At 36.9% G+C, this 19,597-nt stretch carries 21 protein-coding genes; 14 read left to right on the top strand and 7 right to left on the bottom strand.

The window, feature by feature from the left end:
- Positions 1-182 precede the first annotated feature (182 nt).
- Both ES724_RS09755 and ES724_RS09750 read right to left on the bottom strand, forming a co-directional pair.
- Positions 183-1,922 (bottom strand): M14 family metallopeptidase, encoded by a 1,740-nt coding sequence (locus ES724_RS09755; protein ID WP_146932519.1) that lies wholly within the window; start codon positions 1,920-1,922, stop codon positions 183-185.
- A gap of 12 nt (positions 1,923-1,934) precedes the next feature.
- A complete protein-coding gene (locus ES724_RS09750) occupies positions 1,935-3,575 on the bottom strand; it encodes a M14 family metallopeptidase (RefSeq protein ID WP_146932517.1) in 1,641 nt (546 codons plus the stop codon).
- A 143-nt stretch (positions 3,576-3,718) separates the two neighbouring features.
- Between ES724_RS09750 and ES724_RS09745 the strand changes: the two genes are divergently transcribed.
- The 5 genes from ES724_RS09745 to ES724_RS16910 all read left to right on the top strand — a co-directional run bounded on the left by ES724_RS09745 (position 3,719) and on the right by ES724_RS16910 (position 6,673).
- On the top strand, positions 3,719-5,044 hold the full coding sequence (locus ES724_RS09745) for an MATE family efflux transporter (RefSeq protein WP_146932515.1): 1,326 nt from the start codon (positions 3,719-3,721) through the stop codon (positions 5,042-5,044).
- Positions 5,045-5,371: 327 nt separating this feature from the next.
- A complete protein-coding gene (locus tag ES724_RS09740) occupies positions 5,372-6,139 on the top strand; it encodes an enoyl-CoA hydratase/isomerase family protein (protein ID WP_146932513.1) in 768 nt (255 codons plus the stop codon).
- Positions 6,140-6,159: 20 nt separating this feature from the next.
- Positions 6,160-6,339 carry a hypothetical protein gene (locus tag ES724_RS09735; RefSeq protein WP_146932511.1) on the top strand — a complete coding sequence of 60 codons (180 nt, stop codon included), beginning with the start codon at positions 6,160-6,162 and terminating at the stop codon, positions 6,337-6,339.
- 34 nt (positions 6,340-6,373) lie between these two features.
- Complete coding sequence (locus ES724_RS16500) at positions 6,374-6,538, top strand: hypothetical protein (protein ID WP_170249877.1); 165 nt, start codon at positions 6,374-6,376, stop codon at positions 6,536-6,538.
- Positions 6,539-6,541: 3 nt separating this feature from the next.
- Positions 6,542-6,673, top strand: a complete 132-nt coding sequence (locus ES724_RS16910; protein WP_262712808.1) for a hypothetical protein — start codon at positions 6,542-6,544, stop codon at positions 6,671-6,673.
- On the opposite strand, the gene ES724_RS09730 is transcribed toward ES724_RS16910, so the two are convergent.
- Positions 6,674-7,324 carry a 2OG-Fe(II) oxygenase gene (locus ES724_RS09730; protein WP_146932509.1) on the bottom strand — a complete coding sequence of 217 codons (651 nt, stop codon included), beginning with the start codon at positions 7,322-7,324 and terminating at the stop codon, positions 6,674-6,676.
- 277 nt (positions 7,325-7,601) lie between these two features.
- Here ES724_RS09730 and ES724_RS09725 point away from each other — a divergent pair, with 277 nt between their 5' ends.
- The 3 genes from ES724_RS09725 (at position 7,602) to ES724_RS09715 (ending at position 9,164) form a co-directional block, all read left to right on the top strand.
- Positions 7,602-8,054 (top strand): 6-pyruvoyl trahydropterin synthase family protein, encoded by a 453-nt coding sequence (locus tag ES724_RS09725; RefSeq protein ID WP_146932507.1) that lies wholly within the window; start codon positions 7,602-7,604, stop codon positions 8,052-8,054.
- Positions 8,055-8,227: 173 nt separating this feature from the next.
- Complete coding sequence (locus ES724_RS09720; RefSeq protein ID WP_146932505.1) at positions 8,228-8,983, top strand: UDP-2,3-diacylglucosamine diphosphatase; 756 nt, start codon at positions 8,228-8,230, stop codon at positions 8,981-8,983.
- 1 nt (position 8,984) lies between these two features.
- Positions 8,985-9,164, top strand: a complete 180-nt coding sequence (locus tag ES724_RS09715) for a hypothetical protein (protein WP_146932503.1) — start codon at positions 8,985-8,987, stop codon at positions 9,162-9,164.
- A 281-nt stretch (positions 9,165-9,445) separates the two neighbouring features.
- Here the strand turns inward: ES724_RS09715 and recJ are convergent, their stop codons facing one another.
- The 4 genes from recJ to ES724_RS09695 all read right to left on the bottom strand — a co-directional run bounded on the left by recJ (position 9,446) and on the right by ES724_RS09695 (position 13,265).
- Positions 9,446-11,140, bottom strand: a complete 1,695-nt coding sequence (gene recJ / locus ES724_RS09710; protein WP_146932501.1) for a single-stranded-DNA-specific exonuclease RecJ — start codon at positions 11,138-11,140, stop codon at positions 9,446-9,448.
- Positions 11,141-11,239: 99 nt separating this feature from the next.
- The gene (locus ES724_RS09705) at positions 11,240-11,809 is read right to left on the bottom strand and encodes a uracil-DNA glycosylase family protein (RefSeq protein ID WP_146932499.1); all 570 of its coding nucleotides are present in this window, start codon (positions 11,807-11,809) and stop codon (positions 11,240-11,242) included.
- Positions 11,810-12,481: a 16S rRNA (cytidine(1402)-2'-O)-methyltransferase gene (gene rsmI / locus ES724_RS09700; protein WP_026836791.1), complete on the bottom strand. Its 672-nt coding sequence runs from the start codon at positions 12,479-12,481 to the stop codon at positions 11,810-11,812.
- A gap of 28 nt (positions 12,482-12,509) precedes the next feature.
- The gene (locus ES724_RS09695; protein WP_146932497.1) at positions 12,510-13,265 is read right to left on the bottom strand and encodes a hypothetical protein; all 756 of its coding nucleotides are present in this window, start codon (positions 13,263-13,265) and stop codon (positions 12,510-12,512) included.
- A gap of 201 nt (positions 13,266-13,466) precedes the next feature.
- Here ES724_RS09695 and ES724_RS09690 point away from each other — a divergent pair, with 201 nt between their 5' ends.
- The 6 genes from ES724_RS09690 to ES724_RS09665 all read left to right on the top strand — a co-directional run bounded on the left by ES724_RS09690 (position 13,467) and on the right by ES724_RS09665 (position 19,417).
- Entirely contained in the window at positions 13,467-14,108 is a 642-nt protein-coding gene (locus tag ES724_RS09690) for a thymidine kinase (protein WP_026836793.1), read from the top strand.
- Complete coding sequence (alr, locus tag ES724_RS09685) at positions 14,108-15,217, top strand: alanine racemase (protein ID WP_146932495.1); 1,110 nt, start codon at positions 14,108-14,110, stop codon at positions 15,215-15,217. The genes ES724_RS09690 and alr overlap by 1 nt, the downstream gene beginning before the upstream one ends.
- 59 nt (positions 15,218-15,276) lie before the next feature.
- A complete protein-coding gene (gene mscL, locus ES724_RS09680; protein ID WP_146932493.1) occupies positions 15,277-15,702 on the top strand; it encodes a large conductance mechanosensitive channel protein MscL in 426 nt (141 codons plus the stop codon).
- 1 nt (position 15,703) lies between these two features.
- Positions 15,704-15,952 carry a hypothetical protein gene (locus ES724_RS09675; RefSeq protein ID WP_146932491.1) on the top strand — a complete coding sequence of 83 codons (249 nt, stop codon included), beginning with the start codon at positions 15,704-15,706 and terminating at the stop codon, positions 15,950-15,952.
- A 232-nt stretch (positions 15,953-16,184) separates the two neighbouring features.
- Positions 16,185-17,180: an aspartate-semialdehyde dehydrogenase gene (locus tag ES724_RS09670; protein ID WP_146932489.1), complete on the top strand. Its 996-nt coding sequence runs from the start codon at positions 16,185-16,187 to the stop codon at positions 17,178-17,180.
- Between the two features lie 77 nt (positions 17,181-17,257).
- Positions 17,258-19,417 carry a prolyl oligopeptidase family serine peptidase gene (locus ES724_RS09665; RefSeq protein WP_146932487.1) on the top strand — a complete coding sequence of 720 codons (2,160 nt, stop codon included), beginning with the start codon at positions 17,258-17,260 and terminating at the stop codon, positions 19,415-19,417.
- The last annotated feature ends 180 nt before the right edge of the window (positions 19,418-19,597 follow it).

Raw genomic sequence — 19,597 nt, 5'->3', positions numbered from 1 at the left:
AAGTTACGGGCAGGCCCGCCCGAACTGTACGAGCAGGTCCACGAAACACGATTTCTAAAAATAATTTTTCAAGGTAAGTCTCGCGGAATTAGACCTCAATGAAGGATTGAAAACCGATTTTTAAAATTTGAGGCATCCCGAATGATCGCTAAAGGAACGCAAAATCAGAGCCTGAAACAGGCTTATTTCGTCCATTCAGCAACTCCACCCTTGGCAGAATCTACGGTAATTTTATAATTTCCTCCTCCTGAAACGATCCAGCGAACTTTTACCGAACTCATTCCCGGAATGTTTTCTACCAACATTTTCTCAGGATTTACTTTTTGCTCTTCAACTTTATTGAAATCGGCATCTTTCACAAGCATTCCGGTTACAACATTAGCGCCAGAAATTGTAACATAATCCGGCCGTTCAATCTTATATTTAAGATCCTGACTACTGTGAGTGGGCATCAAACGTTCATTATAAATTGTGGCGGTTATTTGCTTTAGACCACCACCCAGGTTTTCCTCTTCAACTTCGGTAATACTTATTTTGGGCGTGTGAAACGCATGATATATTGTAAATGCCATATTTCTATGTGCATCCTGCTCCAGTAAAAATCCCGGATGTGCACGACCAAAATTCTTTTTAAATCCGCCAACTTCAATTTTTCCGTATTGTGGATGATCATATTCTCCCCAATCTACAAAGGCATCCCCAAAGGTTAAATAACGGTCTACTTTCATTTCCTCGTCTTGATTTCCCCGACCTTCGTTTTGATGGAAATAAAGGTAAGAGACCATCAATTCATTGGTGTAAGTATAAACACCACGGCTTCCATAAAACCAGTCCAATTCTCCTCCAAAAACAGAATAAAGATCTTTGTAAACCACCAGATATTTATATCCAGGGATCATTTCCTCCCCTTTTTTTGCAATAGCATCATAGATTTCTATGTCTTCCTGGTTATAGGTATCCTTATCTTCCTCGGCTCCAGGTCCTCTTAAGATCATTCCTCCATAATTATGATAACTCTGCGCGCCTGCGATGTTGGGGTGTTTCATTACGAATTCCATTACCGCACGGTTTTCTGGCAAACTAAAAGGATATTTATAGGCTCCTCGCTGTACATAATCCGGCTGCCATTTCCATCCCCAGTCGCGGTTTGGATCGTAGTAGCCAATTCCGTCCTCATTTACTTCCCCGTCCCCATCGGTATCTAACCCTTCATACCCTAACATTTCATATTCACCCTTTTCTTCAGCAGCAACCCTAATGAGTTTTCTATCATCCATTTGATCTTTAATATACCTACCGGTAGGTGATTTCCGAATCATCATCGTTATGTGATTATCTTCATTTAAATCATTAAACCCATCTTCCCCGGCTTCTCCGTCGCCATCATTATCAAGAACGATCATTCCTGATCTTGGAGAATGTGGAGTGTTGGGGTTGTTCATATATTCATTCCTCGCATCTGGATTAATGGTAGGGTTGATATAAAAAGTCTTATCCTGAAGCAGTTCTTTGATAAAATCAAGATCATCAAACATTTCGGTAAGATACCAGGCAGTATAAAGGGAAAATTCAGCTCCTTGTATTTCGTTGGAATGTATGTTCCCGTCAATATACATAGCCGGTTTTTTTGAAGGATCTCCTGTCTTAAAATCAGAGATCGTCAATAGGTAGATATCTTTGCCCTGGAAAGATTTACCGATACTTTCAAGTTTTGCAAGTTCGGGATGTGCTTTTGCAATTTTTTGCATAATATCCACTATCCCTTCATAGGTATAATACCTGTTCCAGCTTACCTGTACTTCCGGCTCATGTGGAGTACCAATAGCCCGAAAAAATTTCTCCTGTGCCTGTGCCGTAGGAATATTCAGCAACAGACTGAAAAGCCCTAAAATCGCAGTATTTTTTATGTTTTTTAAATTCATTTTTGCCAAAAGTTAAAGTTTTACATTAATAGTTACATACCCCGTATGCGGCGCTCCTACTTTTATATTTGCTGTTCCCCCACCTTTAACGATCCAGGAAAGGGTCTCTTTTTCATAAGCTCCAAGTTTATCCAGTAGCTTGATAGTATTCCCTGCAAGTAGGTCCTTTTTCTCTTTATTCACGGTAACCTGTAATTTTTGAAGCCACCTGGAACGTACTCCAAGTTCTGAATGTGTTGGAAGCGGGGAATTGTTAAATAGATCCACTGTGATTCTGGTTAAACCTCCACTCAGTTTTTCTGTTTTTAAATTATGAAATTCCAGTTTAGGCTGAATTTCAGCGAGTTTCACTATAAAATTCGTATGATTTTCAGCAATGCTATCCACCATGCGGTAGGGAGGATTTATCATTACAAAGGGTTTAATTCCACCAACCTCAACTTTTTGATTTGGGAAATCGGGGTGATTAACTTCTTGCCATGGGATAAATATATCTTTTAAATCTTCCTTTTGTGCCCAGGACAAAAAGTTGGTTTCCGGAGTATCTTTTACTTCTTTGATATCTTTATTTTCTTCGACCATTGTGGAATCTTTGATTTCCGCTTTAACCTCTGGCACCCACCATCCCGGTGTGCTAAAACTCAATCTTCCAAAATGGAAATAGGCCCATTGAAAATAATCTCCGCCCGTACCCTGATTTTCCTGATTGTAGGCTTTGTGTGGGATAGTTTCATTATAAATTTCTGAAACCATTTTATTGATTTCTACATCCTTTTCCAACATAGAACTCACAATCCTTTTTTCTGCATCACTTTTATTAAAACTCAAAGGAGCTGAAAGGTTATTGGCAGGACTAAAAGTTACAAATGCAAAAATATTCCATCGCTCGAAGAGGTAATCCAGCAAAGCCCTGCTTTCTTTTTGCGAAACCGGATAATCTCCGGCATAAGGCTCAAATGCCGGGAATTTGTAAGTCAGGCTCTTATTAAACGCGATCCCCTCTTCTGGATCTTCATTATATTTTTCATCTTTATCATTATCTATTCCTTCAGAAAACATTCTATATCGGTTAGTACTTTTACCTTCATTTTCTGCTTTCACTAAAACCCGGGAATCCTTTTCGTGAGGAACATAGTCCCCTAAAGGACTTTCTACCCGAAACTTTGATATAAATCCATCCTTATTTAAATCCTCATATCCATCTTCGCTCAATCGCCCATCCCTATCGTGATCGATTTTTACTGTATTCCCTCTGCGCTCATATTTGATGTTGCTAAAATATTGCGAATAAGCATCCGGAGACATATTTGGAAAAACATAAAAGGTGGTGGTTTCCAGCAGTTCAGAATGATCTTTCAACAATCGGTTTGCAACATGTAGCGCTAGTTCGACACTTAGAACGTGATAGCCTTCCACGCCACCTGTAATAGCGATAGCTGGTTTATTATCAAGATCACCTTTCCCTATTCGAAGAGCCCAAATATCCTGTCCGCCTTCTGTTTTAGTGAGTGAAATTAATTTTGCATTTCCCGAAGAGGCCATTTGCTGCAGTCGTTGTGCTACCTCCGCGTTTGTTGGATAATCCTGCTGTGCGGTGGCTGAAAATATTCCAAAAAAAGCTACTGCAAACAGGCATATTAAATTTTGATTCATAGGGGTCGAATATAATTATTGATACTATTCCTTCAAAAATAAGATTATAATTAAGCAATTCTAATTAATCTCGCCGGATTTCTCCCGAAAGCATCACTCTGAAAGCAATTACTTATTTTATATTTACCGTTCAAACTTAAAGATTGTCTGCAATAAGTTTTAAGAACATCAACAAACTCGCTATCCCGGCAATTATCGCGGGGATTGCAGAACCGCTTATTTCCCTAACCGATATCGCAATTATCGGGAATGTAGACACAAACCCCATTGAAGCCTTGGCGGCTGCTGGAATCGTTGGCTCTTTTCTCTCTGCTATTATATGGATCGTGGCACAAACAAAAACTGCCATCTCCTCGATTGTTTCTCAACATTTAGGATCGAATAGAATACACGCCGTAAAAACGTTGATTCCGCAAGCCATATTTTTTAACCTATTATTAAGCATTCTAATCTATGCCATAACTGCTTTTTTTGCCAAAGCCATTTTCAGCAGTTATAATGCAGAAGGGCTTATTTTGAATTATGCTGAAGAATACTATCAAATTAGAGCTATTGGCTATCCACTAACCTTAGTGACCTTTGCCATTTTCGGGGTGTTTAGGGGGCTTCAAAACACCTTATGGGCAATGAAATGCAGTCTCACGGGAGCTCTGGTCAACGTGGTGCTAGACTATGCACTTGTTTACGGCGTAGAAGACTTTATTCCTGCCATGCATCTTAAAGGCGCTGCTTATGCAAGTTTAGCAGCACAGGGAGTTATGTTAGTGATGGCGCTATGGTTTTATTTTAAGAAAACACCTTTCAATTTAAAATTGAGCTTTAATATTAATCCAAGGCTTAGAGGCCTGCTTTTAATGGCCGGGAACTTATTTATAAGAACGGCTGCGCTTAATTTTGCCATTTATCTGGCCAACGCTTATGCAACAGATTATGGCAGAAATTATATCGCAGCTCAAAGTATTCTTATGAATATCTGGTTGTTCTTTGCTTTTTTTATAGATGGCTATGCAAATGCAGGAAATGCGATTGGAGGAAGACTATTGGGTGCGAAAGACTATGTAAGTCTTTGGGAGCTGAGTAAAAAGATAAGTAAGTATTCTGTGATAATCGCTCTTATGTTAATGGGAATTTGTGCTCTTTTTTATAATGAGATCGGACTTATATTTAACAAAGAAGCCAGCGTATTGGTTTTGTTTTCATCTGTATTTTGGTTAGTGTTGCTAATGCAACCAATCAATGCAATCGCTTTTATGTTCGACGGGATCTTTAAAGGATTAGGCGAAGCAAAATATTTGCGAAATCTTCTGTTGGTTGCCACTTTTTTAGTGTTCACCCCTATTTTATTGATAGGTGATTATTTCGGGCTAAAATTATATGCCATTTGGATCGCGTTCTTTGCCTGGATGCTTATTAGAAGTAGCGCCTTAGTATTTAAATTCCGTAGAAAATATTTAAAGAAGGATATTTAAATTATTGATTATGTTACTCTGAGCATTATAAGATAAATTTTATGCAACCAAGTATGATAGCAGCGGAAATAAAATATTAAACTTTAATAATATATACTCAAATATTAGAGATTCTTCAATCCGTTTCACTCCTTTCAGAAAGACACCAAGAGAGGCTTGTCATTCCGACGAAGGAGGAATCTGCTTTGAAAAATTATATTTCTAAATTTATTATGTTCTTTCCAAAATATTAATATCTCTCAAAGGGTTACTCAACTTAATCAACTTGCTACATTAAAATCTTTTAAAGCATTCTCTTTATCTTTACATTTGATAAAATTATTTCTTATGAGCACTACCCGCGAGAACGGAAGTTTATATACAAGCATTCAAAATAAAATTGCCACTATAGAATTTGGGCATCCTGCCAGTAATTCCTTTCCTTCAGAATTATTAGAAAGACTTCAAAAAGAATTTCAGAAATTATCTGATAATGAAGAGGTAAATGTGATAATTCTTAAATCTGAAGGCGAAAAGGCTTTCTGTGCGGGAGCATCTTTTGATGAATTGGTGGCGATAGAGAATTTGGAACAAGGGAAACAGTTCTTCTCAGGCTTTGCCAACGTGATAAATGCCATGAGAATGTGCAAGAAACTAATTATTGGACGAATTCAGGGGAAAACCGTTGGTGGTGGAGTTGGCTTAGCCGCAGCTTGCGATTATACTATGGCTACAGAAGCAGCTGCAATTAAACTATCTGAACTTACTATAGGAATTGGCCCTTTTGTTATTGCTCCTGCAGTAGAACGTAAAATGGGATTAGCCGCTTTATCTGAGTTAAGTCTTTCTGCTCATGAATGGAAGAATGCCTATTGGGCACAAGACAAAGGCCTTTTTGCAAAGGTCTTCGAATCAATTTCAGACCTAGACAAGGAAGTAGAATTATTGTCTGAAAAATTAGCTTCATACAATCCTCAGGCTACTCAAGAAATGAAAAAAGTGCTTTGGGAGAATACTGCGCATTGGGATAAATTATTGATCGCTCGGGCTGCAGTCTCAGGCGAATTGGTGCTATCGGAATTCACTAAAAATGCCTTATCAAAATTCAAAAAATAAAATAAATAACTACTAATAACATGATTGCAATTTTACAAGACACTTCTCAAGAAGGAGGAAAAGCTTACGATTTAGGATATGAAATTGGTTATTTCGTAGGAGATAATTTTTATCTTTTACTGGCTATAGTTTTAATTAGCTTAGCAATATTTTTGATAATGTTATTCAAAAAAAATAAAAAAAGAAATCCCGTGTCCTAAAATTTAATTTTTATCTTTCTATAAAATTCAAACTATGTCATTTCAAGACGGAATACCAAAAGAGCAACAAGCAACCCCAGAGCAGGAGTGGGGATTTACCATTTGGGAATTCCTCCTAGAGAATAAATGGTATATCTTTGCCATCTTTTTAATTGTGGCCATCTTTCTGTATTCTAGAAATTACATGAAAAAACACTAGGAAATGACACAAAATGAGGTGCCTGTAAGTGAAACCACTTATGATATTTTCTCGTTTTTGAGTGGAATGGGGTTTTGGATACTTATTGCCATAGCCCTCATAGGGGTTGTGCTTTATAAGAAATTCAAAAAATAACTAGCGTGTTTTTAACCATCCGGTAATACTTAATCGCATGGTATTTACAGGCTTTACTTCATGTTCCAAGATCTGACTTTCAAACACCACTACTCTTCCAGGGAAAGGATAAATAGTAATTGGATTATCTATACCAGCTTCATTTTTATAAATAACTAATTCCCCACCATTTTCTGGTTTCCAATCTTCATTATTCAAATAACAAACCAAAGAAAGCTTACGCCTGTCGTCATTTTGAAAGGTGTCCAAATGCCTTTTATAAAAAGTTCCTGTTGGATATAAAGCATAATGGAATTCCTTAAAAAGAATCCCTAAGAAACAGGTCTTGTTCAAATAAGAAATAAATGGATTTATTTTATTAAAAAAGATCTTTTCATTCTCACCTGCATCAGCCTCATTTAGCCAAAGAATAAAATCTCCACGCACAGATTTTTCAATGACTTCATTTACTCTATTCCCTATTGCAGCCTTCTTAAAATTGTCCTCTTCATATTCCTGTAATAAGGTTGCGCGTAGTTTTCCAACCTCTTCTAAATTAAAGAAATCATCAATTATGCTGTATTGTTTTGTAACCAGATCTGTAATAATGCGTTCGTAAAGAGGATTCTCTTGGAACTCTAATTGGTCATACAATTCTAACATTTCACTCATCCCCTTCCTATATTAAGTATTTGGAACATTAAGTTGTAATTTCTCCCCAAATCAAGAACCTCGGGGCAAGCCCATGATGTATGTCCCGATGGTTCGGGAGGAAAATACTTTTAAAAATTCGAGGCAAGTCCGCCTGAATGAATTTTTTTTCGGGCAGGCCTCGGGGAATTAAACCCTCAATGAGGGATTAAAGCTTACAAATGTAGGGATAGAAAGCTTTGATTGTATCTAAAACTTTTAGAAGGAAAATCTAGTACCTTTGCATCAAATTGCAGTTATGAGTAAGATTAGGATCACCAAACAATTTTCTTTTGAAACCGGACATGCGCTTTACGGCTATGACGGGAAGTGCAAGAATGTGCACGGCCATAGTTATAAGCTAAGCGTTACGGTAATTGGAACGCCAATTACAGATACCAACAATGTAAAATATGGAATGGTGATAGATTTTACCGATCTTAAAAAGATCGTGAAATCGGAGATCGTAGATAAATTCGATCATGCTACTGTTTTCAACAAAAACACTCCACACATAGAGCTTGCGAGAGAATTGGAAAGCAGAGATCATAATGTGATCTTGGTAGAGTACCAACCAACAAGCGAGAATATGGTGATAGATTTTGCCGATAAGATCAAGAGACAGTTGCCTTCCCAAATCAAGTTGTTCTCTTTAAAGCTACAGGAAACAGATACCTCTTTTGCAGAGTGGTATGCCAGTGATAATTTCTAGGGCGCAACCTTGCAGAAAAGCAAGGTCGGGCTGTACGCTCTATCCCCGATAAAGATCGGGGGATGCCGCTGCCATCCCTTGCGCAAAACTGCTTACAAATAAAGGAAGAACTGAAATTCAATAGTTCTGCTACTTTCCTAAAATACTTATATTTACACGTCCAAACTCGAAACATGAATATTCCGAAAGGCAAAAAACTATACTTTTCAAGCGATAATCATTTAGGCGCACCTACTCAAGAGGAAAGCAAACCCAGAGAAGCAAAGTTTGTAAAATGGCTGGACGAAATAAAGGAAGATGCTGCTGCAATATTCTTGCTAGGTGATCTTTTCGATTTTTGGTTCGAGTATAAACATGTAGTTCCAAAAGGATTTGTACGCACCTTAGGCAAACTTGCCGAAATTAGGGATAGCGGAATCCCAATCTATTTCTTTGTGGGGAATCATGATCTCTGGATGAAGGATTATTTTGAAAAAGAACTCAACATTCCCGTTTTTCATGAACCAAAGGAATTCCAATTCAATTCCAAAACATTCCTGATTGGTCATGGTGACGGTTTAGGCCCTGGCGATAAAGGATACAAGAGGATGAAAAAAGTGTTTACAAATCCATTGTTTAAATTCTTATATAAATGGTTACATCCAGATATCGGTGTGCCTATAGCGCAGCATTTATCTGTAAAAAATAAATTGATCTCTGGAGTAGAAGATGAAAAATTTTTAGGGGAAGAAGGGGAATGGTTAATTCAATACTGCCGTAAAAAATTAGAAACTCAACACTTCGATTATTTCCTTTTCGGACACAGACATCTGCCTTTGGAAATTGAACTTTCCAAGACCTCAACCTATATAAACACAGGAGATTGGATCGATTATTACACTTTTGCTGTTTTTGATGGGGAAGAATTGAAACTTGAAAAATTAAGTTGATATGATAAAATTATTATCTAATTTAAAGAAGGCTCAAAAAATTGGAATTGCAATTTTAGTTCCAACGATTATTTTGTTAATATTCTTTGAAGAAGAATATGGAACGATATTGGGTTTACTTGCTGGCACTGGCACGGGTTTACTGCTTTGGAGTAAAGATCCTAAAGAAAATAAAAAATAATTTGTATATCCATTGAATGTCTAAGTTTGTTGCATAAAACCATATTTCGACAAGCTCAATATGACGAATCCCTCTTGTCACTTCAAGCGTTCCTAGAACTATTTATAAATTTAAGTTTTCTATAGAATGAAAACTCCATTTGTTGTCATCCCGACGACAGGAGGGATCTCCAGTAAAGATGATTCTGGTTCATAGAGATTCCTCAATCCGTTTCACTGCTTTCAGAACGACATCAAAATCCCTTCGAGCAATCTGATAAGCATCGGGATCGAGTAAATCATTTAAGCCTTAATATCCTTAAGCTTTAACTGCAAACTCACATTCCCATTCCATTCATTCTCATCTATGGAATAAACGGCATCAAAAGATTGTGAATTAATTATCAGTTCTTTTTTAGCACCCAAATTAAAACCAATAGCTCCAATTTGACTTTTAGTTTTTCCTTGTTTCACTGCACATTTTAAATGAAGATCATCTCCACCCACACATTTGCCATAGCCTGTGTCTTTCAGATTTGTACTTAAGAAAATAGGAGACATATTTCCCGGGCCGTGGGGTTCAAATTGCTTCAATATTCTATGGAATTTCGGATTGATATCTGCTAGTTTTATTTCAGCATCTATAGAAATTTCAGGAGTTAGCATATAATTCTCGATACTTCCCGAAACTACCTCTTCGAATTTTAGTTTAAATGCATCATACTGAGATTCAGCTAAAGTTAGTCCAGCAGCATACATATGTCCGCCAAATTGTTCAATATGTTCTGTACAAGCTTCTAGCGCATTGTACACATCGAATCCTTTTACAGACCTAGCCGAGGCCGCTAGTTTGTCACCGCTTTTAGTAAACACCAAAGTTGGACGATAATAAGTTTCAATCAATCGACTGGCTACAATCCCAATTACTCCTTTATGCCAGTCCTCCTGATAGACTACGGTTGTAAAGCGCTCCTTTTCATCCAGATCTTCCACTTGTTGTAGAGCCTCAACGGTAATACCTTTATCCGCTTCTCGACGCTCGGAATTATATGCTTCAATTTCTGATGCATATTGCTTGGCAACCTCCATATCATCTTCTACCAACAAATTAACAGCATGCAAACCATGCTTCATTCTTCCGGCGGCATTAATTCTTGGTGCCAGAATAAATACAACATCGGTAATAGTGAGAGTTTGTTTTTTTATTTGTGCTATAATTGCTTTAAAGCCAGGTCTTGGAGCTACATTTATAACATGAAGTCCGTGATAGGCCAAGATCCTATTCTCTCCGGTTATAGGAACAATGTCTGCTCCTATTGCCGTAGCGACAAGATCTAAATAGGGAAATAAAATATCTATGGGAATGTTCTTTTTAATGGTCCAGGCTTGCAAAAGCTTAAAACCAACTCCGCAGCCACAAAGCTCTTTATATGGATAGTCGCAATCTTCTCTTTTTGGATCGAGAACCGCCACAGCTTTTGGAATTTCTGTGCCCGGCCTGTGATGATCACAAATAATAAAATCTATATTCTTTTCAGCTGCATAAGCGACTTTTTCAATTGCCTTTATTCCGCAGTCTAACGCAATTATAAGAGAGATATCATTATCTGCCGCAAAATTGATTCCCATATAGGAAACTCCATAGCCTTCCGCATATCTGTCTGGGATATAGGAAACCACATTTGGATAAAAGGTCTTTAAATAAGAAGAAACCAAGGCAACGCTAGTGGTTCCATCTACATCATAATCTCCAAAGACCATAATATTCTCCTCTTGCTCTATGGCTTGTTCTATTCGCTCTATAGCCTTATCCATATCCTTCATTAAAAATGGATCATGTAGATCTTCCAAAGAAGGCCTGAAGAATTTTTTAGCTTCTTCAAAGGTTTCTATTCCCCGTTGCACTAACAACGAGGCAATAGGAATTTCTATTCCAAGTTGTGAAGCTAGTTTACTAACAATTTCACTATTGGGTTTTGGCTTTAGCGTCCAGCGCATATTTTATTAAGATTGAAAACTGATTACAAATGTAATGTGACTCATTTTAAATATAGCTTAATTAGGAGTCAACACTTGCGTTTTGCTGTTAAAAAACGATCAAGATAGAATTGAGGCAATCTTTTGTTGAAGTTTTGGCACCACCGTTTCTTCAAACCAGGGGTTTTTCATTCTCCAAAATCTATTTACAGGAGATGGATGTGGTAAGCACCAGAATTTAGGGAGATGTTTCTCATAATCTGCTACTTTTTCTGTAAGCTTGGTTTTTTCATCTGGGAGATAATAGGTGGAGGCATAAGCACCTATCAAAAGAATTAGTTTTACGTTATTCAGTTCTAAAAAAACCTGATCATGCCAAAGGGGAGCACATTCTTTTCTAGGCGGCATATCACCTGTTTTGGCTTTACCAGGATAACAAAATCCCATGGGTAAAATGGCGAAATTGGAGGTGTTATAAAAAGTATCTTCATCTACACCAAGCCATTCTCTTAATTTCTTCCCGCTTTGATCTTTCCAAGCAATTCCCGACTCATGCACTACTCTGCCCGGTGCCTGACTGATCAACAAAATCTTAGAGTCTTTAGATGCTTCAATAATTGGTCTAGCGCCTTGAGGCAAATGTTTTATACAAACCTCACACTGCCTTATGGTGTCTAATAAATTTTGCATTTATGCCTTCCCTTGAACCACAATAACAATTTCGCCTTTTGGGGGTTTATTAGTGTAGTATTCTAAAACTTCTTTTGCTGTTCCGCGGATGGTTTCTTCGTGCATTTTCGTTATTTCTCGGGATACAGAAACCAATCTTTCTTCTCCAAAATATTCCATGAAATTGGCAAGAGTCTTCAGCAATTTATGAGGAGATTCATAAAATATGATTGTTCTGGTTTCTTCTGCCAAGGTCTTAAATCTGGTTTGCCTCCCTTTCTTCGGAGGTAAAAATCCTTCAAAAACAAATTTATCGTTAGGGAAACCGCTATTCACCAATGCAGGTACAAAGGCTGTGGCACCTGGCAAACAGTCTACCTCTACACCTTCTTGAACACAAGCTCGGGTTAGCAAAAAACCAGGATCACTTATAGCAGGAGTTCCGGCATCACTTATCAACGCAAAAGTTTCCCCATTCTTAATTCGTCTTACAATGTTTTCGACCGTCCTATGCTCATTGTGCATATGATGGCTTTGCATTGGAGTGTTTATTTCGAAGTGCTTCAGCAATTTTCCACTAGTGCGTGTATCTTCAGCAAGAATAAAATCTACCTCTTTTAAAACACGGATTGCCCTAAGAGTGATATCTTCCAAATTACCAATAGGTGTTGGCACCAAATATAATTTCGACATAATTAAGTGAACTTAATCTTTGGAAGATCTATTGGTTAAATTTGTTTTCTACAAGCGCCATAAAACGCTCTTCGTACTCTTCTTTTCCTTCCCAGTTCTTATAGTCTGGCTTTACGACTTGCTGAATAAATTTATGTGCATCGTCTAGTTTATCAAAGGTGTTTAATTGAGAGATCACTCTATTATAATCATTCGTGTGTCCATCAAACAAATGCTTTATAAAAGATAAACGTTCATTGAGCCCTATATTAATTCCTTTTTTTAGTCGGTCGTTTAGAGATCTAGGCTTTTCTTTTTCCTGTCTTTTAACAGGTTCAAAACTTGGAAGATTATCATAATCTACTCCTATATCTCTAAAGTCGCTTTTCATGAAATCATCTGAATTTTCCGGTAACTTTCCGTTATTGCTTTTAGCAATGATGTTGTCTACCATACTATCCACATGCGCTGTTTCCGGAGGCATCTGGGCAACGATATCCTTGATCATTTCGGTATTAAGCTCTGTGATCGCTTCTGTATCATTATATTCAGTTCCATCTGGCAAATATTCATCTTTAGTAGATTCTGTCGCCTTTTCTGGTGTAATTTCCTCTTGCTTTACAGCAGTAGAAACATTTGGTGTTTCTTTCAATCCGGATAAATTTTCTTCAGTAAAAGCCACTATGGTCAATTTCTCATAAAGCTCTTTTGCTAGTTGCTTTAATTGCGCAGTAGAAGATCCGGAGGCATTGTTAAGTATAGTGTTTGCTAAATTTTTTAATTCAGATTCCAATTTCTTTTTCATCACAAGTATTATTTTTATTTAGAAGATAGATACTATAAAGTGCAATAATGCTACCAAGTTTAATTTATCTTAGCTTCCGTAAGTATTAATTGGTTTACAAATTTACTTTAACGAACATCCACCTCGGTTGTATTTTTAATAAATTTGTTTCAACTTTATGCCGATTAGGTATAAATCCTAAACTGCAGTGAAAAATACAAAATGTTTCTCGAAAATACAGTAAATCATAAGGAGCAATTTGGCTGGATAGAAGTTATATGTGGATCTATGTTTTCCGGTAAAACCGAAGAATTGATCCGCCGACTTAAACGAGCCACTTTTGCAAAACAAAAGGTTGAGATCTTTAAACCTGCCATAGATAAACGTTACCATGAAGAAATGGTAGTGTCTCACGATGCTAATGAAATTAGGTCTACTCCCGTTCCATCTGCTGCACATATCCGCATTTTAGCCGATGGTTGCGATGTGGTAGGAATAGATGAGGCCCAATTTTTTGATGATGAAATAGTGACCGTTTGCAATGATCTTGCTAATAGCGGAATTAGAGTGATCGTTGCCGGACTGGATATGGATTTTAAAGGAAATCCTTTTGGACCGATGCCAAATCTTATGGCAACTGCAGAATATGTTACCAAGGTACATGCGGTATGCACAAGAACTGGCAACCTCGCTCAATTTAGTTATAGAAAAGCGGTTAATGACGATTTGGTGTTTTTGGGAGAAAATGAAGAATATGAACCTTTAAGTAGGGCTGCTTATTTTAAGGCAATGCTTAAAGAACGGGTTAAACATTTTTCTGTAAAAGACGCAGAAACTGTAGATCCTGGAAAAACACCTACCTAATGCCTAGCGTTCACGAAACTACTCTAGAGATCGATCTAGGAGCTCTAACTCATAATTACAAATACCTGAGTTCTAAACTGGCCAAAGGTGTAAAATTAATGGGCGTTGTAAAGGCTTTTGGATACGGCAGTGAATCTGCTGAAATAGCTAAAAAATTAAGCGAATTAGGGGTTAGTTATTTCGCGGTAGCATACACAAAAGAAGGGGTTGCACTTAGAGATGCAGGCATCACAGAACCTATTTTGGTGCTTCACCCGCAATCTATTAATTTTGAAGAAATAATAGAAAGCTGTTTAGAACCTAGTATCTATAGTGAATTCGTTCTTAGGGAATTTATAAAAACAGCTGAAAAACTTGGTTTAAAAAATTATCCCATTCATTTAAAATTAAATACCGGTTTAAATAGACTTGGATTTATTGATCCTGAATTAAATACCGTTTTTGACTATCTAGGAAAATCTGATGCTGTTAAAGTGAGATCTATCTTTTCCCATCTTGCCGCAAGTGAAGATTGGAGGGAACGCGAATTTACATTGCAACAACTGGGAAAATTCAGGAAAATGGTTTTTAGATTATTCGAAAATTTGAATTATAAACCCTTTCTTCATATAAGTAATACTTCAGCAGTAATCAATTATCCCGAAGCGGCTTTTGATATGGTGAGATGCGGAATTGGACTTTACGGATTCGGTAATGACGAAAAGATCAATGAGAAGCTAAAACCAATTGGCACCTTAAAAACGATTATTTCTCAGATCCATGAAATTGCGATAGGAGAAAGCGTAGGTTATAACAGAGCATTTACTGCAACCAAAAAAACTATGACCGCTACTTTACCAATTGGTCATGCAGATGGTATTAACAGGCAATATGGTAATGGCCGGGCAGGAGTTTTTATAAAAGATCAATACGCCCCCATTATTGGAAACGTATGTATGGATATGCTCATGATAGACATTACTGGCATAGATTGTAAGGAAGGGGATGAAGTTATTATTTTTGGAGGCCCTCAACATGCCACAGTTTTTGCTGCAAAAGGAAATACTATTTCTTATGAGTTGATTACGGGGATTTCACAACGCGTGAAACGTGTGATTATTGAGGAATAGGCTCTACAATTAATATTTTTCTGTAAATTGTGGGGTACTATCATAAAACTTGAACATTTATGGCGTTTTTTTCTGATTTTAAAGCCTTTTTAATGAAAAAGGATATCGTTGCCTTAGCAACTGCTGTAGTTATTGGAGCTGCGTTTAACAAAGTAATTTCTTCTGTAGTTGCAGATATATTTATGCCTGTAATAAGTGTGTTAACTGGAGGAACAGATTTTACTCAGAAATTCATCTCGTTGGATGGTCAAAAATACGCCACTTTAGAAGCAGCACAGGAAGCAGAAGCTGCGGTCTTAACTTACGGAAATCTTCTTCAGGCAATTATTTATTTCATATTAGTTGGACTTTTTGTGTTCTTATTCCTAAAAGTTTACGAAAAAACTAAAAAGAAAGAGGAAGAAGCTGCTCCTGCTCCAAAAGGACCTACACAAGAAGAGTTACTTATAGAAATTAGAGACGAATTGAAAAAGCAAAATCCCTAAGATGAGGAATATCTACCTATATTATATTGCAATCTTAGCCCCATTGGCTTTTCTTCTTTATTTTATGAGAACAGACCAATTAAACTCATGGGTTTTAATTCTTGGTATAATTGTATATTCCATAGTTTATAGAACTTATATAGATGGCTTAAGACTAGTAAGTAAAGGGTTCATTGAAAGATCTGATATTTGGAAGATGGCATATAACGGGAGACGATTTCAATATTTCAAGGAATTATATTTTAAATAAAAAACCTATCTAAATCACCGCTACATTATATATTCTAAACCTAAACCCTTCACTCTGTGGAGGGTTCTTTTTTTACTAAAATTAAAAATGTGTTTAATTCCGAATAATCGTCATAAATTATTGGTCCTAAACTATCCAGATATTTTTTTTGTGCAATACATTTGCAAAGATTTCAAAAACAGCATTTAGAGAAGCTAAATCCTTCTCTAATTCATTTATATAAACAAACAGCATGAGAGTAGCAGTAGTTGGTGCAACCGGAATGGTTGGACAAGTAATATTAAAAGTTTTAGCAGAAAGAAATTTCCCGATTACAGAATTATACCCGGTAGCTTCAGAAAAATCGATTGGAAACAGCATTCAATTCAATAATAGATCATTTAAAGTAATTGGCCTAGAAGAGGCGGTAAGTCTAAAACCAGATCTTGCACTTTTTTCTGCAGGAGGAGATACTTCTTTAGAATGGGCCCCAAAATTTGCTGAAGTCGGTACAAAAGTGATCGATAATTCCTCAGCCTGGAGAATGGATCCTTCAAAAAAATTGGTTATTCCAGAGATCAATGCAACAGAACTTTCTTCTGAAGATCTAATTGTTGCAAATCCAAATTGCTCTACAATTCAAATGTTAATGGCCTTAAAGCCGCTACATGATGCTTATAAAATAAAACGAGTGGTTGTTTCTACCTATCAGTCCATCACAGGAACTGGTGTAAAAGCAGTGCAGCAGCTGGAGAATGAATACAACAAGGAACAAGGAGAAATGGCATATCCTTATCCAATTCACAGAAATGCTATCCCTCACTGCGATGTTTTTATGGACAATGGCTACACTAAAGAAGAAATGAAGCTTTCTAATGAAACCAAAAAGATCTTGGGAGATGATTCTGTGCAGGTTTCAGCTACTGCAATTAGAATTCCAGTTGTTGGAGGACATAGTGAATCGGTAAACATAGAATTCGAAAATGAGTTCGAAGAAAATGATGTGAGAAAATTATTAAGCGATTTTCCTGGAGTTACAGTACAGGATAATACTTCAGTAAATACCTATCCCATGCCTATTTATGCCGAAGGAAAAGACGATGTTTTTGTGGGTAGAATAAGACGTGATTATTCCCAACCAAACACTATAAATATGTGGATAGTTGCAGATAACTTAAGGAAAGGAGCTGCTACCAATGCCGTACAAATCGCCGAATATATGCTTAACAATGGGTTGTTGCCTGCATAAATTGGGTAAATACCTTTTAAAATGTAACTTACAGGTTATAATTGTCACCTATATCAAATAAACATCTTTAAGTTATTATGAAAAAACTATTAATCGGAATTATTGCAATAGGAAGCATTTTTTCCTGCAAAGAAGATTCTAACCAAGAACAAGCAGAAGTATTGAAATATCCTGACACTAAAAAAGTTGATACCGTTACCACTTATTTTGGAACCGAAGTCAAAGATCCTTACCGCTGGCTGGAAGACGATAGAAGTAAAGAAACAGAGGAATGGGTAAAGGCAGAGAATAAAGTTACTTATGACTATCTGGCTAAGATCCCTTACAGGAAGGAACTTAATAATAGGTTAACAGAACTTTGGAATTACGAGAAATTAGGCGCGCCTTTTACTGAAGGGGATTACGATTATTTCTTTAAAAATGATGGACTACAAGATCAATATGTGGTCTATCGTAAAAAAGGGGGGTCTGAAGAAGCAGAATTATTTTTAGATCCAAATAAATTTAGCAAAGACGGCACTACCTCTCTTGGTGGCTTAAGTTTTTCTGACGACGGAAAAATGGCAGCCTACAGTATTTCTGAAGGCGGAAGTGACTGGAGAAAAGTGATCCTTTTTGATACTGAAGCTAAAGAAGTAATTGAAGATACGCTGATAGATGTGAAATTTAGTGGAGTTTCCTGGAAAGGAAATGAAGGTTTCTATTATTCTAGTTATGAAAAGCCAGAAGGTAGTGAGCTTTCAGCAAAAACAGATCAGCACAAACTTTTCTATCATAAACTGGGAACCAAACAAAGCGAGGATAAACTTGTTTTTGGAGGTACAGAAGCACAAAAACATAGATATGTTGGTGGGTCTGTAACAGAAGACAATAATTACTTATTTATTTCGGCAAGAAATTCTACTTCCGGCGGAAAGTTATTTATGATGGATCTTACCAAACCAAATCCAGAGTTGGTTACATTAATTGGTAATGAGGATACAGATAGCTATGTGATAGAAAATGATGCAAGCAAACTCTTTATTGTAACCAATCTTAATGCGCCAAACCAAAAGATAGTTACTGTAGATGCAGCAAACCCAGGTTCAGAGAATTGGAAAGATTTTATTCCTGAAACCGAAAACGTATTAACGCCTTCTACAGGTGGTGGGTATTTCTTTACAGAGTATATGGTAGATGCTGTTTCTAAAGTAAAGCAATACGATTATGACGGAAAATTAGTGAGAGATGTGGAATTACCTGGAGTTGGATCTGTGGGTGGTTTCGGTACTAAAAAGGATAAGGATTATTTATACTATTCCTTCACTAACTATGTAACCCCTGGAAGTATCTATAAATATGATATTGAGAGTGGCTCTTCAGAATTATATAACAAACCAAACATAGATTTTAATCCAGAAGATTATGAAAGCAAGCAAGTTTTCTTTAATTCAAAGGATGGAACTAAGATTCCAATGATCATTACTCATAAAAAAGGAATTGAGCTTAACGGAAAGAACCCAACCATCCTTTATGGTTATGGAGGATTCAATATTAGTTTAACTCCTTCATTTAGCATTGCAAATGCAGTTTGGATGGAGCAAGGCGGTATTTATGCAGTTCCAAACTTACGGGGTGGTGGTGAATACGGGAAAGAATGGCACGATGCGGGCATTAAGCTTAAAAAACAAAATGTTTTTGACGACTTTATTGCCGCTGCAGAATACCTTATCAAAGAGAAATATACTTCTAGTGACTACTTAGCAATTCGCGGTGGTTCTAACGGAGGATTATTAGTTGGCGCAACTATGACTCAGCGTCCAGAATTAATGAAAGTAGCATTACCAGCAGTTGGAGTTATGGATATGTTACGTTATCACACATTTACTGCCGGAGCAGGATGGGCTTATGATTATGGTACTTCTGAAGATAGTAAGGAAATGTTTGATTACCTATATGCATATTCCCCTGTTCAAAATGTAAAAGAAGGGGTGAAATATCCGGCAACTATGATTACTACCGGAGATCATGACGATCGTGTAGTACCGGCACATTCCTTTAAATTTGCTGCCGAATTACAAGAAAAGCAGACTGGGAATAATCCAGTGCTTATTAGAATAGAAACTAAGGCCGGTCATGGTGCAGGGAAACCAACTGCAATGATCATAGATGAATATGCAGATATCTTTGCCTTTACCCTTTTTAATATGGGATTTGAGGTTTTACCTGAAAAACTTAGCGATAAAGTGAAAGGATAATCAATAAAATTTATAATTTTTATCCCTCATTGAGGGTTTAATTCCCCGTCCCGATAGATTCTGTGTTAACTAACAAAAGGTTTTCTCTTTTATTTTATTATTTTTGTTACTCAAGACGGCTATAAGCTAGTCTGTAAAAGGATACTTTCTGCATTTGCATCTAGTGTCCTTTTTTGTTGA

This window comes from Gillisia hiemivivida (assembly GCF_007997295.1).
Lineage (GTDB): Bacteria > Bacteroidota > Bacteroidia > Flavobacteriales > Flavobacteriaceae > Gillisia > Gillisia hiemivivida.
The sequence above is the reverse complement of the archived record's forward strand: the minus strand, read 5'-3'. Positions and strand labels throughout refer to the sequence as shown.

Bases quoted from the DNA above. Each gene is read 5' to 3' on its own strand.
- ES724_RS09755 (WP_146932519.1), bottom strand. From the start codon at position 1,922: ATGAATTTAAAAAACATAAAAAATACTGCGATTTTAGGGCTTTTCAGT.
- ES724_RS09750 (WP_146932517.1), bottom strand. From the start codon at position 3,575: ATGAATCAAAATTTAATATGCCTGTTTGCAGTAGCTTTTTTTGGAATA.
- ES724_RS09740 (WP_146932513.1), top strand. From the start codon at position 5,372: ATGAGCACTACCCGCGAGAACGGAAGTTTATATACAAGCATTCAAAAT.
- ES724_RS09735 (WP_146932511.1), top strand. From the start codon at position 6,160: ATGATTGCAATTTTACAAGACACTTCTCAAGAAGGAGGAAAAGCTTAC.
- ES724_RS16500 (WP_170249877.1), top strand. From the start codon at position 6,374: ATGTCATTTCAAGACGGAATACCAAAAGAGCAACAAGCAACCCCAGAG.
- ES724_RS16910 (WP_262712808.1), top strand. From the start codon at position 6,542: ATGACACAAAATGAGGTGCCTGTAAGTGAAACCACTTATGATATTTTC.
- ES724_RS09730 (WP_146932509.1), bottom strand. From the start codon at position 7,324: ATGAGTGAAATGTTAGAATTGTATGACCAATTAGAGTTCCAAGAGAAT.
- ES724_RS09725 (WP_146932507.1), top strand. From the start codon at position 7,602: ATGAGTAAGATTAGGATCACCAAACAATTTTCTTTTGAAACCGGACAT.
- ES724_RS09720 (WP_146932505.1), top strand. From the start codon at position 8,228: ATGAATATTCCGAAAGGCAAAAAACTATACTTTTCAAGCGATAATCAT.
- ES724_RS09715 (WP_146932503.1), top strand. From the start codon at position 8,985: ATGATAAAATTATTATCTAATTTAAAGAAGGCTCAAAAAATTGGAATT.
- recJ (WP_146932501.1), bottom strand. From the start codon at position 11,140: ATGCGCTGGACGCTAAAGCCAAAACCCAATAGTGAAATTGTTAGTAAA.
- ES724_RS09705 (WP_146932499.1), bottom strand. From the start codon at position 11,809: ATGCAAAATTTATTAGACACCATAAGGCAGTGTGAGGTTTGTATAAAA.
- rsmI (WP_026836791.1), bottom strand. From the start codon at position 12,481: ATGTCGAAATTATATTTGGTGCCAACACCTATTGGTAATTTGGAAGAT.
- ES724_RS09695 (WP_146932497.1), bottom strand. From the start codon at position 13,265: ATGAAAAAGAAATTGGAATCTGAATTAAAAAATTTAGCAAACACTATA.
- ES724_RS09690 (WP_026836793.1), top strand. From the start codon at position 13,467: ATGTTTCTCGAAAATACAGTAAATCATAAGGAGCAATTTGGCTGGATA.
- alr (WP_146932495.1), top strand. From the start codon at position 14,108: ATGCCTAGCGTTCACGAAACTACTCTAGAGATCGATCTAGGAGCTCTA.
- mscL (WP_146932493.1), top strand. From the start codon at position 15,277: ATGGCGTTTTTTTCTGATTTTAAAGCCTTTTTAATGAAAAAGGATATC.
- ES724_RS09675 (WP_146932491.1), top strand. From the start codon at position 15,704: ATGAGGAATATCTACCTATATTATATTGCAATCTTAGCCCCATTGGCT.
- ES724_RS09670 (WP_146932489.1), top strand. From the start codon at position 16,185: ATGAGAGTAGCAGTAGTTGGTGCAACCGGAATGGTTGGACAAGTAATA.
- ES724_RS09665 (WP_146932487.1), top strand. From the start codon at position 17,258: ATGAAAAAACTATTAATCGGAATTATTGCAATAGGAAGCATTTTTTCC.